We start from the raw sequence: 13620 nt of genomic DNA on the forward strand, positions 1-13620 counted from the left end.
CAAAACTAAGACCTCCAAGAAGGCGGCTTTAGGGCGCAAATTTCGGAAAAGAGAGGCTTCAAGTTTCTTGCGAACCGGCTCTCGCGGACTACCGGCGCCGCTTCGGCTTCTCCAGCAGCGCGACGGCCTCGACATGCGGCGACCACAGGAACTGGTCGATCGGCGTCACGCTCTTCAGTTGATAGCCGCCGTCGATGAGGATGCGCAGATCCCGCGCCAGCGTCGTCGGATTGCAGGAGACGGCCGCGACCAGCGGCACGTCTGAGCGGGCGATCTGCTTGGACTGATCCTCCGCGCCGGCGCGCGGTGGATCGAAGACGAGGCCGTCGAAGCCGCTCAACTCCTTGAAGGTCAGCGGCCTGCGGAAGAGGTCGCGACGCTCGCTGGTCACGCGCTTCAAGCCGCTGGCGAAGCGGGAGGCACGGTCGAGCGCGGCAAGCGCCGGGGCGTCTCCCTCCACGGCGTGGACCTCCGACTTCGCCGCCAGCCGGAGCGCGAAGCTGCCGCAGCCGGCGAACAGGTCGGCGACCTTCTTGGCACGCGACAGGTGCTGGCAGACGAGACCGGCCATCGTCTGCTCGGCGGCCTCCGTCGCCTGAAGAAAGGCGCCGGGCGGCAGGGCGACGGCGACCGAGCCGAACTGCACCACCGGCTTCTTCGGCTCCACGATCACCTCGCCGTCTATCGAAAGCCTCGCCAAGCCCGCGGCCATCACGAAATTGGAAGCGATGCGGCGCTGGTTTTCGCCGAGCTTGCCCGCGTCATGGACGGCGACATCGAGGCCGGACGCCGTCGCGGTGACGGTCATGTGGAAGGCTTTCGGCGTCGCGCAGACCAGTCCTGCCAGCCTTCGCAGAGGATCGAGCGCATCAACGATTGCCGGCAACGAGATCGGGCATTCCTCGATAGGAATGATCTCGGAGGAGAGCGCGCGCACGAAGCCGAGCAGCATGCCGGCCTCGGTGCGCCGAGCGCTGAAGACGACGCGGCGGCGCGTGTGCGGCGCGCAAGGCACCAGCGCGTCGATCTGACGAGCGATGCCCTTGATCTTGAGCGCCTGCACCACCCGTTCGCGCTTCCACTGCCGGTAGCCGTCGGCCTCGAAATGCTGCAACGCGCAGCCGCCGCATTCGGTGAAGTGTCGGCAGGGCGGATCAACCCTACGCGGTGAAGCCTCAACAACCGACATCAGCGTCGCGCGGTCCTTCTGGCGCGCGGCGGTGACCGTCTCGCCAGGCAGCGTGAACGGGATGAAGACCTCGCCGCCATCGGCACCGGCGATGCCGTCGCCCTGCGAACCGAGCCTTGTGATGGTGAAGCGCGCGCTCATGGCGATGCCGCGTCCTTGATCGCGGCGAGCAGGAACTCGCGGTTGCCGTCGCCGCCCTCGATCGGCGATGGATGCAGCCCGAGCACGCGCCAGCCCGGCATGCCGGCAAGCCAGTCGCGCAAACCGGCGGCGATGCGCTCGGCCTCGCTCGGGTCCTTGAGCAGTCCGCCCTTGCCGATCGCCTCGCGACCCGCCTCGAATTGCGGCTTGACGAGAAGCAGCGCCCTGGCGCCCTCGCCCGCCAAGGCCAGCGCCGGCGGCAGCGCCAGCTTCAGCGAGATGAAGCTGACATCGCAGACCAGGAAGTCCGGAACGCGGTCGCCAAGATCGGCGGCGGTCAGGTCCCGCGCATTCAGCTCTTCAATGACCGTGACCCGCCGATCGGCGGCAATTTCCGGGTTCATCTGGCCGTGACCGACATCGATCGCCGTGACATGGGTAGCGCCACGCTCGAGCAGCACCTGGGTGAAGCCGCCGGTCGAGGCGCCGATATCGAGCGCCTCATGCCCAGAGGGATCGAGGCCGAAATGGTCTAGGCCGGCAATCAGCTTCAGCGCCGCGCGCGACACATAGGCCTGCGCCGGATCGTCGACGGCAACGACGCAGTGTGGCGCCACGGGCTGGCCCGGCTTGCGGGCGACTGCGCCGTCGACGGTGACGGTGCCGCGTTCGATCGCGTCGCGGGCGCGGGAACGGCTGGCGAACAGGCCACGTGCGACGAGCAGTTCGTCGAGACGCGGACGCGCGCTGGCGGGCAGAGAGGAACTCATCGGCCTTCATTGGCGAAACCCGGCGGCGAAGGCAATGGCAGCCCTGTTGAATATGGCGCGGGGCACGGCAGAATGCCGGCGCCGAAAGTCCGCTCACCCGGTCGAGGAAGAGCCATGCTGAAGGGAACATGCCATTGCGGCGCCGCGCACTGGACGCTGGAAGGCGATCCGGGATCGATCACCGCCTGCAACTGCACCCTTTGCCGCCGCTACGGCACGCTCTGGGCCTATGACTATGTCGACGAGCGCATCCGCATCGCAGGTCCGACGAGCTCCTACAGGAGGGTCGAGGTGGCCGAGCCCGCGCTGGAAATCCTGTTCTGTCCGAAATGCGCCTGTGTGCTCGCCTGGCGCGGGTTGCGCCCCGGCTCGAGCGGCCGCACTCGCATCGCCGTCAATATCAGGCTGGCCCCGCCGGAGGCGGTCGCCGACCTGCCGATCGAGCATTTCGACGGCCTCGAAACGTTCGACGACCTGCCGCGCGACGGCCGCTGCGTGCGCGATATGTGGTTTTAGAAAATAGTCCGCGAGACCGGGCGCTCGACCGCCGGCATCAGGCCGTCATTGTTGGAGGCCTGCTCGCGCGGCTCAGCCGGAGCTGGCGCTGTCGGCGCGGCTTCCGGCAGCACCACCAGTTGGGGAGCCTCCTTGTAGGAAAAGCCGCCGCGGATGTTGCCCATCTTGCCGGCGACGATGTCCATCACCGCCTTTTCGAGGTTGCGGTCGTAACGCGTTTCGGCTGCCATCGGAGCGGCCATGGCACTCAGCAAGGCCATGCCGCAAAGGAACGATTTCATTGTTCTTATCCCCTGCCTACGACCAGGGTCTTAGCAGGGCGCCCGTTGAAAATCGGCCAAAAGACAACGTAACCGAACGGCCAAATGAAAACCTAAACAAACAGTTGCAGCCGCAGCCGGCAGACTCAATCGGAGAGCTGAGTTTTCGATTCAGGCGCGCTGCGCCTGCATGCCATGGCCGAGTGCGGCGAAGACCGTACGCACGATGCCGGTCGTGTCGAGGCCCGCGTCGGCATACATCTTCTCAGGCTTGGCATGATCGGTGAAGTCGTCCGGCAAGACCAGCGGGCGCACCTTGAGGCCGTTTTCCAACAGGCCTTCATGGGCAAGGAAATGCAGCACCTGGCTGGCGAAGCCGCCGACCGCGCCCTCCTCGACCGTGACGAGAACCTCATGCGAGCGCGCGAGGCGGCGGATGAGATCCTCGTCCAGCGGCTTGGCGAAGCGAGCGTCGGCAACGGTGGTCGAAAGGCCCGCGGCGCCGAGTTCCTCGGCGGCCAGCAGGCAATCCTGCAGCCGCGTGCCGAACGAGAGCAGCGCCACCTTGGTGCCTTCCTTGAGAATGCGGCCTTTGCCGATCTCGAGCACTGAGCCGCGCTCCGGCATGTCGACGCCAACGCCGTTGCCGCGCGGATAGCGGAAGGCGATCGGGCCGCCGTCGTAGTCGGCTGCCGTGCGCACCATATGGCGAAGCTCCGCCTCATCGGCGGCGGCCATGACGACGAAGCCAGGCAGCGAGGCGAGGAAGGTCGTGTCGAAGGCGCCGCAGTGCGTGGCGCCGTCGGCGCCGACGAAGCCGGCGCGGTCGATCGGGAAGCGCACCGGCAGTTTCTGGATCGCCACGTCGTGCACCACCTGGTCGTAGGCGCGCTGCAGGAAGGTCGAATAGATGGCGGCGAAAGGCTTGTAGCCTTCGGTGGCGAGGCCAGCGGCGAAAGTCACCGCATGCTGCTCGGCAATGCCGACATCGAAGGTTCGGGCCGGGAACACCTCGCCGAAGAGGTCGAGGCCGGTGCCACTCGGCATGGCGGCGGTGATCGCCACGATTCGTTCGTCCTCGCGCGCCTCCTGGATCAGGCTCTCGGCGAAGACCTTGGTGTAGCTCGGCGCGTTGGCCGGCGCTTTCGCCTGCGCGCCGGTAATGACGTCGAACTTGTTGACGCCGTGATACTTGTCGGCGGCGGCCTCCGCCGGCCCGTAGCCTTTGCCCTTCTGGGTGACGACATGGATCAGAATGGGCCCGTCGCCATTATCGCGGACGTTCTTCAGCACCGGGATCAGGTGCTCCAAATTGTGTCCATCGATCGGGCCGATGTGGAAGAATCCCATCTCCTCGAACAGCGTGCCGCCGGTGACGTAACCGCGCGCGTGCTCGACGGCGCGGGTGATGGCGCTGTCGGCGCGCTTGCCGAGATAGGAGGTCAGCTTCTTGCCGAAATCGCGCAGGCCGAGATAAGTCTTGCCGGAGGCAAGCCTCGCCAGATAGGCGCTCATCGCGCCGGTCGGCGGGGCGATCGACATGTCGTTGTCGTTGAGGATGACGATCAGGCGGGCATTGAGCGCGCCGGCGTTGTTCATCGCCTCATAGGCCATCCCGGCGGACATGGCGCCGTCGCCGATGACGGCGATGACATTGTTGCGGCCGCCCGCAAGGTCGCGGCCCATCGCCATGCCGAGGCCGGCCGAAATCGAAGTCGAGGAATGCGCTGCGCCGAAGGGGTCGTATTCGCTCTCTGCGCGCCGGGTGAAGCCGGAGAGACCGCCTTCCTGGCGAAGCGTGCGGATGCGGTCGCGGCGGCCGGTCAGGATCTTGTGCGGATAGGCCTGGTGGCCAACGTCCCAGATCAGCCGGTCTTCCGGCGTGTTGAAGACATAGTGCAGCGCAACCGTAAGCTCGACGACGCCGAGACCGGCGCCAAGATGGCCGCCGGTGTGCGACACCGCGTCGATCAGCTCCGCGCGCAGTTCGGTCGCCAGCTGCGGCAGCTCGCTTTCATCAAGCGCCCGCAAATCCGCGGGGATGCGGACTTTGTCGAGGAGCGGCGTGTCAGGCTTCGGGTTCACTCTGGGACGGCCTGTCAACTTAACCTTGGGTTAACCTTCAAATATGCGCTTTGCTATGCGCGAGATAGGCTGACGGCGCGCCAATGTAAATGCGTGTCAGTGACGCGCCCGGCGCAGAATGTCCATTCTGCGCTAACCTTCCGGCAGCGGAATGAATTCTTCCTCATCGCCAGGAACGATATCGAAGCGGCCCGTCTTCCATTCTTCCTTGGCCTGCTCGATGCGTTCTTTCGAGGACGAAACGAAATTCCACCAGATATAACGCTTGGAGCCCAGCGACGCTCCGCCGAACAGCATGAAATGCGCGCCGCGCTCGGACGACACGACGATTTCCTCGCCCGGTTTGAACACCAAAAGCCGCTCGGCCGGGAAACGGTCGCCGGCAATCGAAACCTCGCCCTCCAGCGTGTAGATGGCGCGTTCCTCAGCGTCGCCGGGGATTTTGACGCTGGCGCCCGCCGCCAGCCGCAGATCGGCATAGAGCGTTTCCGAGGCGGTCGCGACGGGCGAGCGCAGCCCGGAAAATTCGCCGATGACGACGCGGCCGCTAACGCCCTCGGCATCGATTTCGGGCAGTTGGACGACCGACGTGTTCGCGAACACCGGGGCGATTTCTTCCTTGCTGTCCGGCAGCGCCAGCCAGGTTTGCAGGCCGGAAATCGACATCGGCGCGCCGCGCAATTCCTCGGGCGTGCGCTCGGAATGAACGATGCCGCGGCCGGCGGTCATCAAATTCACGTCGCCCGGCGCGATCACCATTTCGGTGCCGAGCGAGTCGCGATGCCTGATCTTGCCGTCGAACAGATAGGTGACGGTGGACAGCCCGATATGCGGATGCGGGCGCACGTCGATCGCGTGGCCGGCACGCAGGATGGCCGGGCCCATGCGGTCGAAGAAGATGAACGGACCGACCAGCCTGCGTTTCGCCGTCGGCAAGGCGCGGCGAACCTCGAAGCCACCAATGTCCTTGGCGTTGGGAATGACCATCAACTCGATCTGGTCGCAGGCGAAGGCGTCGCCGGCCTCGGGATCGTTGCCCGGAAAGAAGCTCATGACCGGCGTCAGGCGAAGCGGAGCGCGGATCGGGCCTTCGCCTTGGCGGCCTCTTCCTCGCGGTTGCGCGGATGCTGGGTGGTTTCGAGGCTGTCAAGCAGCTCGCGCGCGGCGGCGGCGATCGCCTCGACGGCGTGGTTGAAGGCATGCTCGTTGCGCTTGGACGGCTTGGTCGCGCCGCTCAGCTTGCGCACGAACTGCAGCGCCGCGTCATGGACCTCGTCGTCGGTCGCCGGCGGATCGAAGTTGAACAGGGTCTTGATGTTTCGGCACATGCTTTAACTCCTTACCTGCTTTCTGCCCGAACCGGTCTGACATTGTGCACCGAGGTGTGTTGAGATTCAGGTCAGACCAAGCCGAAAATGGCGGGTTCCGAGAACCGGACCAGAGCGTACTTGAAGCACCTGAGCACCGGAACCGCAGAAAGCCGCGTTTGCAGGCGGCCTCACCTGAATATCAATACACCTCACTCGGCGTCGAGCGGCTCCGTTCCAACCGGCTTGCCGTCGCGCGAGAGCCTGATCTTCTCGACCTTGTCCTCGGCGGCCTTGAGCAAGCGGTCGCAATGAGCCTTCAGCGCCTCGCCGCGCTCGTAGATCTTGATCGACTGGTCGAGCGGAACGTCGCCGCGCTCCAGATCATCGACGATCTTCTCCAGCGCGTCGAGCGCCTGTTCGAAGCTCATCGCCTTGACGTCTTGGTTAGCTTCATCAGCCATCATTCATCCCTTCATCAGCCGCCCGACATGGGCGGCGACCGAAAATGCCAATCCTTGCAGATCGTAACCGCCCTCCAGCAGGCTGACGAGCCGGTTGCCGCTGTGGCGCCCGGCGCGCTCCATCAGCTGGCCGGTCGCCCAGTCGAAATCATCCTCGGTCAGGTTGATCGCGGCCAGCGGATCGCGATGGTGCGCATCGAAACCGGCGGAAATGATGATCAGATCCGGCTGGAAGGTGTCGATCGACGGCAGCACGCGCGACAGGAAGGCGTCGCGGAACGTGTCGCTGCCGGTGCTCGGCGCAAGCGGCGCGTTGACGATGTTGCCGGCGCCGGTCTCGCTCTTGGCACCGGTGCCCGGATAAAGCGGCATCTGGTGGGTCGAGCAATAGAGCACCGACGGATCGTCCCAGAAAATGTCCTGCGTGCCGTTGCCGTGATGCACATCCCAATCGACGATGGCGACGCGCTCGGCCAGATGCTTCTCCTGCGCATAACGGGCGGCGATCGCCGCGGTGTTGAACAGGCAAAAGCCCATCGCGGTCGCTTTTTCGGCGTGATGGCCGGGCGGACGCGCGGCAACGAAGACATTGGCGGCACGGCCCTCGAACACATCGTCGACTGCGGCGTTGGCCGCGCCGATCGCCGTCACCGCCGCCTGCCAGCTTTTCGGGCTGGCGCTGGTGTCGGCATCGATCGAGACGATCCCCGTCTCAGGAATCGCAGCGCGGACACGGCCGACGAAATCCTCCGGATGCGCGTAAAGGATCGTCGCCTCGTCGCCTTCCGGCGCCTCGACGCGGTCGAGGGCCGAAAAAGCCTCGTCGTCGAGCACGCGCTCGATGGCGCGCAAACGGTCGGGCCGCTCGGGGTGGCCGGGCGGCGTGAGGTGTTCCAGGAATACCGGATGAGTGTAAAGACGAGTGGTCATGGCGCCTAATCTAGGCACCTGTCGCACGGATAGCCATGTTTCAGCGCCGAATGATTGGGGAAATCGCGCCCAATCGTGTCGCTGGCGGCATTGGCCCGGCTTCGGCTTCGCGATAAGGTCGCGTCGCTGCCTGGTGCCCGCAACGCGGGAGAATCGGGAACACGGTTGAAATCCGTGGCGTGCCCAACGCTGTGAGGGGGACCGCGCCGGCAAACGCCACTGTCCCAGACGGGAAGGCGCCGGATGCGGGTCGATCCCGAGCCAGAAGACCGGCCCGGCAGACATGGTCATCCGCATGGTCAGGCGGAGGACTGCTTATCGCAAGGGGACAAGCGATGCAGGCACGAACAGCCGCCGCCGGCGGCGATGACTTTGACCAATTGGCGCGCGACGCCGTCTACCGAGCCATGTTCACCCGGCGCGACGTGCGCAGCCATTTCCTTGCCGACGATCTCGACGACAGCGTTTTGGCGCGGCTGCTCACCGCGGCACACCACGCGCCGTCGGTCGGCTACATGCAGCCCTGGAACTTCATCATCATCCGGGACGCCACAAGGCGGCGGCAGGTGCGCGACCTGTTTTTGGCCGCGCGCGAACAGGAACTGCCGGCGATCGAGGTGGAGCGGCGGGCGCTCTACCGCAAGCTGAAGCTCGAGGGCATCTGCGAAAGCGCGCTCAACCTGTGCATCACCTGCGACCGCCAGCGCTCGAAGAACTCGCCGCTCGGGCGCTGGCACAATCCGGAGATGGACCTCTACAGCACCGTCTGCGCGGTGCAGAATTTCTGGCTCGCGGCGCGGGCGGAAGGCGTCGGGGTCGGCTGGGTGAGCATCATCGAGCCCGAAGCACTGAAGCGACTGCTGTCGATCCCCGAGCACGTCACGCCGATCGCCTATCTCTGCGTCGGCCGCGTCTCGGAATTCGCGCCGAGGCCCGACCTCGAAGCGCATGGCTGGGGCAAGCGCCTGCCGCTGCCCGAGCTGGTGATGAGCGAGACCTTTTGCGGCGCCGGCGAGGCGCCGCTCAAATCGGCGATCGCTCGCCTTGGATCCCGTGAAGGGGCGAAGCCGTGATCAGGCGGCCTTCGTGGCCGGGGCTGCTGCTCAAGCGGTCCTTGGCGAATCCCAGCGCGAGCCGCCGAAGGGGCTGAGCGCCTTGTCGCGCAGCTCCCTGAACTTGGACGAGGCTTCGGCCAGGCGCCGGTCCCATTCCGGATTGGGGACCTGGCCCTCGATGGTGGCGAAGTAGACCTGCATCAGCGAAGCGATGGCGAAGGGCTCGATGAAAGCCGCCTTGAAGGCCCAGGCGAAGACGATGGCCAACACGAAGGCCCAGCCGGCAAGCTGGCCCGGCATGGCCCAGAGGATCGCGGCGGCGGGCGCCAGCATCAAAAGGAAGATGACGAAGGAAACACCCCACATGATCACCGCCAGCCAGACGGCGTTCTTGACCATCAACTTGCCGTTCTGCGCATAGAGCACGACGCCTTGCCTGGCGGTCTCGAAAGGCGAGTTGGAATTGGTGCGGATGTTGTAGCCGAGGATGATCTCGTCGACATAGGTCAGCGACAGGCGGATGACGGTGTTGATGAAGCTCACCAGACCGCTCAAGCCTGGAATGGGTAGGAACGCAGCAATGCCGCCGATCAGCCCGGTGATGGCGCGGATGGCGCCTTTCACCAGCTGGTCGACGACGAAAAGGATGTTGGCCTCGGCGAAGCGCTTCGTCACCACTTCGCGCGCATAGGCGATCTGGCCCTGGCCGTCGGGAACGTCCTGCCCGTCGATCAGATGGACCATGACGGCGATATGGCCTGCCTTGAGCACATAGAGAATGTATTCGCGGATCCAGTAGACGGCGATCGAGACCACGCCGAAGCCGACCACCCCACCCCACAAGGCAAAGGACATCGGCCCGTCCGGATCGGTCGAGATGTGGCCGACGCCGTAACCGACGCTGGCGCCGGTGCCGGTCGCTGTTATGTAGGCCACCGTGATGCCGAAATAGACGATGATGCGAAAGACGATGAACGGCCACGTCCGCATCATGATGGACACCGACCGGCCGATGCTGAAGTCCCACATGGCCCCGACCCTCCGCCTCAGAGAATTGGCGGGAGAGGATGCGCTCGCTCCTGCCAAAGTCAATGTCGGAGGGATTTTGAGCGGGGGACAATTGTCTGAGGCAGCGCGGACCCGAGTGATTGCCCGGAACGCCGCGACCGGATGCTATTTGGTTTTCAGGCCTTCCAGCAGCTGCTTGAACGCCGCCACAACCTTCTTCGACGTCGCTTCCGGATCCTTGGCATTGGCGATGCGCTGCGAGGCCTGGCTACTGGCGCCGTTGATGAGCCGCGCTGCGGTCTCGGGATCGAGATCGGGAACGACGACGCCCTCCTCCTGCAGCTTTGACAGGTGATCGGTCATTGAAGCCGTGCAGGCGCTGGCGTTGGGCCACTGAGCCGGATCGCCGAGCACGGCCGGGCCGTCCCTGAACATGATGCGCTGGATTTCCGGCTCAAGCGCCATCTCGATATAGGTGGTGCATTCGTCGACGAAATGCTGCCAGCGAGTAGGCGCCCGCGAGGCCACCTCGTTCACCCGCGCCGCCATCTCGGCGTCAATCTCGGCGATCACCGCCTGCAGCAGCCCCTTCTTGTCGCCGAAATGATGATAGAGCGCGCCGCGCGTCAGACCCGCCGAAGCGGTGAAATCGTCCATCGAGGCCTCGGCATAGCCGATCGTGCCGAAGGCATGGCGCGCGGCCGCGATCAGCTTGGCGCGCGTCTCGGCGATCATCTCCTTGCGGGGCTTATGCATGGCTCCTGGCCTTATTCACATACGCGTCGTATGCTAATTGACATACGCGACGTATGAACTATCTGACATTCATACGCTGCGTATGTAATTGCGGCGCCTTCCCTTGTCGAGGAACGGGACCATGCGAAACCCATATTCGGAAATCTTTCGGGCTCCTGGCACGAAGAGCTTCGCCGCGGCAGCCTTCATCGCCCGGCTGCCGATCGCCATGGCGCCGATCGGCATTGTGGCGATGCTGTCGCAAACGCATGGCGAGTACTGGCTGGCCGGCGCCGTCTCGGCCACATACGCTTTGGTCAACGCCTTCCTGTCGCCGCAGGTCTCGCGGCTGGTCGACCGCCTCGGCCAGAGCCGGATTGCCGTGCCGACGACACTTGTCTCGGCGCTTGCCTTCGCGACCTTGATCGTCGCGGCCAACCAGCACTGGCCGGTGTGGACCTTGTTCCTATCGTCGCTGCTTGCCGCCTTAATGCCCAGCATCCCGGCGCTGGTCAGGGCGCGCTGGACCGAGATTTTTCGCGACCGCCCCGAGCTCAATACGGCCTTCGCCTTCGAATCGGCCGCGGACGAGCTGGTCTATGTCGCTGGGGCTTCGCTGTCGGTGGGCTTGAGCGCCGCGCTGTTCCCGGAAGCCGGGATGGTGGTGAGCACCTTGCTGCTCGCCTTCGGCTCGGCGGCATTCCTGCTGCAGCGTTCGACGGAACCGCCCATTCGTCCGGCCGAGGGTGGCGCGGCCGGTTCGGCGATCCGCCTGCGGCCGGTGCAGATCATCACCTTCGCGCTGATCTTCGTCGGCGCGACCTTCGCAACCACGGAAGTCACCACCGTTGCCATTACCGAAGAGCTCGGCCAGCCCGAAGCAGCCAGCCTCGTCATCGGCGTCTATGCACTGGGATCCTTCGTGCTCGGCATCATCGTCGGCGCGCTCAGCCTGCGCACGCCGCTGCAACGCCAACTCGCGATAGCGGTCGCCGTCATCGCGCTTACCACTCTGCCACTGCTTTTTGCCGACACGGTGCCGACGCTGGCGCTTGCCGTGTTCGTCAGCGGCGTTGCCATCTCGCCGACCTTCATCACCGCCTTTGGACTGATCGAACGCCACGTGCCGCCGGCAATGCTCACGGAAGGCGTGACCTGGGTGACCACCGGGATCGGCATCGGCATGGCGCTGGGCTCCTTCGCCGCCGGCTGGATGGTCGACACTTTTGGACCGCAGAACGGGTTCTGGGTGTCGGTGGCGGCAGGCTCAGTCGCTTTGGTCACCGTGCTCGCCGGCCAGTGTCGGCTGGCGACGCCGGACTGCGCTCCGGATGAATGCGAAGCGGCGATTGTTCCGGCTGGATGATACCGATGCATCCGGCTCTGGCTGGCTATATGTCCTGCTTTGGAACGAACTTCGCCGCCGGGACTGCGTAAAGCCCCGTCGGCGCGCCATGGAGCATGATCTCTCGCTCGAAGACGAAGCCGCATTTCTCCAGCACGCGCCGCGATGCGGGATTGGCGGGACGCGCCAGTGCGATCACCCGATCGGCGCGCAAGGGGCCGAAAGCCGCGTGCAAGCTCCCCCGGACCAGTTCCGTCGCGTAGCCATGCCCCCAGGTCTCGGGGTGAAGATGATAGGACAGGTTCAGCCCATCGAAATCGCTCGATAAGGTGACACCGCCGAAGCCGATCAGCCTCTCGTTGGCTTCGACCGCCCAGCGACCAAATCCGTGCTTCTCCCAATGATCGATGTCGCGAGCGAGCCTTGCGGCACTCTGCTGCGGCGTGTCCGGCGTCGGGTCGGGGCGATGCGCCACCAGTTCGGGGCGCGAGAAAAGATCGGCCAGAAACTCCAGATCCGCCTGTTTGGGCCGGCGTAGCAGCAGTCGTTCGGTCTGCTGGCTGAGAGGCAATGGCGCGGCCATCGTTTTTCTCCGCCGCCTGTCGGCCGAAACGTCAGAGAATTTCCGTCTTGGCGATGTGAATGCCGAATCCTTCGAGCCCGACATAGTGGCGCTCGCGCGAGGCGATCAGGTTGATCGAGGAAATGCCGAGATCCTTGAGGATCTGCGCTCCGAGCCCGATCTCGCGCCACTCGTTCTCGCGCCGGCGCGCCTCTTCGTGATCCTCGCGGTCGCCGCTCTGGGGCCGTTTGCGCTCCTGATGGGCGACGCCGACCGAGCCTTCGCGCAGGTAGACGATGACGCCACGCTTGCGCTCGCCCATCGCCTCCATGATGTGGTCCAAGCGGTGGCTGGTGCCGAAGACGTCGGTGACGACGTCTTCCGAATGCAGCCGCACCGGCACCTCCTCGCCGTCGCGGATGTCGCCAAAGACGACCGCGACATGGTGCATGGAATCCCAGGGCAGCGTGTAGGTGAAGACCTGCGCCTTGCCGCCGGGCGTCTCGATGTCGGAGCAGGCGACGCGCTCGACCAGCGTTTCCTTGCGCTGGCGATAGGCGATGAGATCGGCGACCGAAACCTGCTTCAGCCCGTGCTGCGCGGCGAAAGCCTGCACCTCAGGTCCACGCTTGACGGTGCCGTCGTCGTTGACCAGTTCGGAGATGACGCCGATCGGCGGCAGCCCGGCGAGCTTGCACAGGTCGACCGCGGCTTCCGTATGGCCCGAGCGCATCAAGACACCGCCTTCGCGCGCGATCAGGGGGAAGATGTGGCCGGGCCGCACGAAGTCGGAGGCACCAACATTGCCATTGGCGAGGTTACGCACGGTGAGCGTGCGGTCGTCCGCCGAAATACCCGTCGTGGTGCCGTGCTTGAAGTCGACGCTGACGGTAAAAGCCGTGGTGTGGGCGGAATCATTGTCGGCCACCATGGGCGCAAGGTTCAGCCGCCTTGCGTCCTCGCGCAGCATCGGCGTGCAGACGATGCCGGAGGTGTTGCGGACGATGAAGGCCATCTTTTCCGGCGTGCAGTGGACGGCGGCAACGATCAGGTCGCCCTCGTTCTCGCGCCCGTCATCGTCCATGACGACGACGATCTCGCCGCGCTCGAAAGCGCGGATCGCTTCGACGATCTTCTTCTGGTCGTATGGCATGGACGCTCGCTAGCTCGCTTGGGGAATAGGGCAGTAAGGGAGTAGGGAAAAGGAAAAAGTTTGGCGTCGCCGAATGCGACGTAACATACTCACCTACTGC

Annotated in this window: 15 protein-coding genes and 1 riboswitch; of the genes, 3 read left to right on the plus strand and 12 right to left on the minus strand. The window is 65.1% G+C overall.

Annotation, left to right across the window (positions count from 1 at the left end; genetic code table 11):
* Positions 1 to 88: 88 nt before the first annotated feature.
* Together CK221_RS12965 and CK221_RS12970 are read right to left on the minus strand one after the other, a co-directional pair.
* Positions 89 to 1330 carry a class I SAM-dependent RNA methyltransferase gene (locus CK221_RS12965; protein WP_095777987.1) on the minus strand — a complete coding sequence of 414 codons (1242 nt, stop codon included), beginning with the start codon at positions 1328 to 1330 and terminating at the stop codon, positions 89 to 91.
* On the minus strand, positions 1327 to 2100 hold the full coding sequence (locus tag CK221_RS12970; protein ID WP_095777988.1) for a TlyA family RNA methyltransferase: 774 nt from the start codon (positions 2098 to 2100) through the stop codon (positions 1327 to 1329). The genes CK221_RS12965 and CK221_RS12970 overlap by 4 nt, the downstream gene beginning before the upstream one ends.
* A gap of 114 nt (positions 2101 to 2214) precedes the next feature.
* On the opposite strand from CK221_RS12970, the gene CK221_RS12975 reads away from it, so the two are divergent.
* Complete coding sequence (locus CK221_RS12975) at positions 2215 to 2616, plus strand: GFA family protein (protein WP_095777989.1); 402 nt, start codon at positions 2215 to 2217, stop codon at positions 2614 to 2616.
* On the opposite strand, the gene CK221_RS12980 is transcribed toward CK221_RS12975, so the two are convergent.
* The 6 genes from CK221_RS12980 to CK221_RS13005 form a co-directional block, all read right to left on the minus strand.
* On the minus strand, positions 2613 to 2897 hold the full coding sequence (locus CK221_RS12980) for a hypothetical protein (RefSeq protein ID WP_095777990.1): 285 nt from the start codon (positions 2895 to 2897) through the stop codon (positions 2613 to 2615). The genes CK221_RS12975 and CK221_RS12980 overlap by 4 nt on opposite strands.
* Positions 2898 to 3047: 150 nt before the next feature.
* Complete coding sequence (dxs, locus tag CK221_RS12985; RefSeq protein ID WP_095777991.1) at positions 3048 to 4961, minus strand: 1-deoxy-D-xylulose-5-phosphate synthase; 1914 nt, start codon at positions 4959 to 4961, stop codon at positions 3048 to 3050.
* A gap of 132 nt (positions 4962 to 5093) precedes the next feature.
* Entirely contained in the window at positions 5094 to 6014 is a 921-nt protein-coding gene (locus tag CK221_RS12990) for a pirin family protein (protein WP_095777992.1), read from the minus strand.
* Positions 6015 to 6022: 8 nt separating this feature from the next.
* On the minus strand, positions 6023 to 6289 hold the full coding sequence (locus tag CK221_RS12995) for a DUF2277 domain-containing protein (RefSeq protein ID WP_066998050.1): 267 nt from the start codon (positions 6287 to 6289) through the stop codon (positions 6023 to 6025).
* A 191-nt stretch (positions 6290 to 6480) separates the two neighbouring features.
* Positions 6481 to 6732, minus strand: coding sequence for an exodeoxyribonuclease VII small subunit (locus CK221_RS13000; protein WP_095778033.1), 252 nt, complete (start codon positions 6730 to 6732; stop codon positions 6481 to 6483).
* A gap of 3 nt (positions 6733 to 6735) precedes the next feature.
* Positions 6736 to 7662 (minus strand): histone deacetylase family protein, encoded by a 927-nt coding sequence (locus CK221_RS13005; RefSeq protein ID WP_095777993.1) that lies wholly within the window; start codon positions 7660 to 7662, stop codon positions 6736 to 6738.
* Between the two features lie 114 nt (positions 7663 to 7776).
* Positions 7777 to 7955, plus strand: a riboswitch (cobalamin riboswitch).
* A gap of 42 nt (positions 7956 to 7997) precedes the next feature.
* Between CK221_RS13005 and bluB the strand changes: the two genes are divergently transcribed.
* The gene (gene bluB, locus CK221_RS13010; RefSeq protein WP_095777994.1) at positions 7998 to 8735 is read left to right on the plus strand and encodes a 5,6-dimethylbenzimidazole synthase; all 738 of its coding nucleotides are present in this window, start codon (positions 7998 to 8000) and stop codon (positions 8733 to 8735) included.
* A gap of 30 nt (positions 8736 to 8765) precedes the next feature.
* Here the strand turns inward: bluB and CK221_RS13015 are convergent, their stop codons facing one another.
* Positions 8766 to 9746 carry a hypothetical protein gene (locus CK221_RS13015; RefSeq protein ID WP_095777995.1) on the minus strand — a complete coding sequence of 327 codons (981 nt, stop codon included), beginning with the start codon at positions 9744 to 9746 and terminating at the stop codon, positions 8766 to 8768.
* A 144-nt stretch (positions 9747 to 9890) separates the two neighbouring features.
* Positions 9891 to 10481 (minus strand): TetR/AcrR family transcriptional regulator, encoded by a 591-nt coding sequence (locus tag CK221_RS13020; protein ID WP_066998060.1) that lies wholly within the window; start codon positions 10479 to 10481, stop codon positions 9891 to 9893.
* 121 nt (positions 10482 to 10602) lie between these two features.
* Here CK221_RS13020 and CK221_RS13025 point away from each other — a divergent pair, with 121 nt between their 5' ends.
* Positions 10603 to 11826: an MFS transporter gene (locus tag CK221_RS13025; protein ID WP_095777996.1), complete on the plus strand. Its 1224-nt coding sequence runs from the start codon at positions 10603 to 10605 to the stop codon at positions 11824 to 11826.
* Between the two features lie 25 nt (positions 11827 to 11851).
* Here the strand turns inward: CK221_RS13025 and CK221_RS13030 are convergent, their stop codons facing one another.
* Together CK221_RS13030 and ribB are read right to left on the minus strand one after the other, a co-directional pair.
* Complete coding sequence (locus tag CK221_RS13030; protein ID WP_095777997.1) at positions 11852 to 12388, minus strand: GNAT family N-acetyltransferase; 537 nt, start codon at positions 12386 to 12388, stop codon at positions 11852 to 11854.
* Between the two features lie 31 nt (positions 12389 to 12419).
* Positions 12420 to 13520, minus strand: coding sequence for a 3,4-dihydroxy-2-butanone-4-phosphate synthase (gene ribB, locus CK221_RS13035; RefSeq protein ID WP_095777998.1), 1101 nt, complete (start codon positions 13518 to 13520; stop codon positions 12420 to 12422).
* Between the last annotated feature and the right edge of the window lie 100 nt (positions 13521 to 13620).

Origin of the sequence: Mesorhizobium sp. WSM3868 (assembly GCF_002294785.1) — a bacterium.
Lineage (GTDB): Bacteria > Pseudomonadota > Alphaproteobacteria > Rhizobiales > Rhizobiaceae > Mesorhizobium.

Bases quoted from the DNA above. Each gene is read 5' to 3' on its own strand.
- CK221_RS13020 (WP_066998060.1), bottom strand. From the start codon at position 10,481: ATGCATAAGCCCCGCAAGGAGATGATCGCCGAGACGCGCGCCAAGCTG.
- bluB (WP_095777994.1), top strand. From the start codon at position 7,998: ATGCAGGCACGAACAGCCGCCGCCGGCGGCGATGACTTTGACCAATTG.
- CK221_RS12995 (WP_066998050.1), bottom strand. From the start codon at position 6,289: ATGTGCCGAAACATCAAGACCCTGTTCAACTTCGATCCGCCGGCGACC.
- CK221_RS12970 (WP_095777988.1), bottom strand. From the start codon at position 2,100: ATGAGTTCCTCTCTGCCCGCCAGCGCGCGTCCGCGTCTCGACGAACTG.
- CK221_RS13000 (WP_095778033.1), bottom strand. From the start codon at position 6,732: ATGGCTGATGAAGCTAACCAAGACGTCAAGGCGATGAGCTTCGAACAG.
- CK221_RS12980 (WP_095777990.1), bottom strand. From the start codon at position 2,897: ATGAAATCGTTCCTTTGCGGCATGGCCTTGCTGAGTGCCATGGCCGCT.
- CK221_RS12975 (WP_095777989.1), top strand. From the start codon at position 2,215: ATGCTGAAGGGAACATGCCATTGCGGCGCCGCGCACTGGACGCTGGAA.
- CK221_RS12990 (WP_095777992.1), bottom strand. From the start codon at position 6,014: ATGAGCTTCTTTCCGGGCAACGATCCCGAGGCCGGCGACGCCTTCGCC.
- CK221_RS13025 (WP_095777996.1), top strand. From the start codon at position 10,603: ATGCGAAACCCATATTCGGAAATCTTTCGGGCTCCTGGCACGAAGAGC.
- CK221_RS12965 (WP_095777987.1), bottom strand. From the start codon at position 1,330: ATGAGCGCGCGCTTCACCATCACAAGGCTCGGTTCGCAGGGCGACGGC.
- ribB (WP_095777998.1), bottom strand. From the start codon at position 13,520: ATGCCATACGACCAGAAGAAGATCGTCGAAGCGATCCGCGCTTTCGAG.
- CK221_RS13005 (WP_095777993.1), bottom strand. From the start codon at position 7,662: ATGACCACTCGTCTTTACACTCATCCGGTATTCCTGGAACACCTCACG.
- CK221_RS13030 (WP_095777997.1), bottom strand. From the start codon at position 12,388: ATGGCCGCGCCATTGCCTCTCAGCCAGCAGACCGAACGACTGCTGCTA.
- CK221_RS13015 (WP_095777995.1), bottom strand. From the start codon at position 9,746: ATGTGGGACTTCAGCATCGGCCGGTCGGTGTCCATCATGATGCGGACG.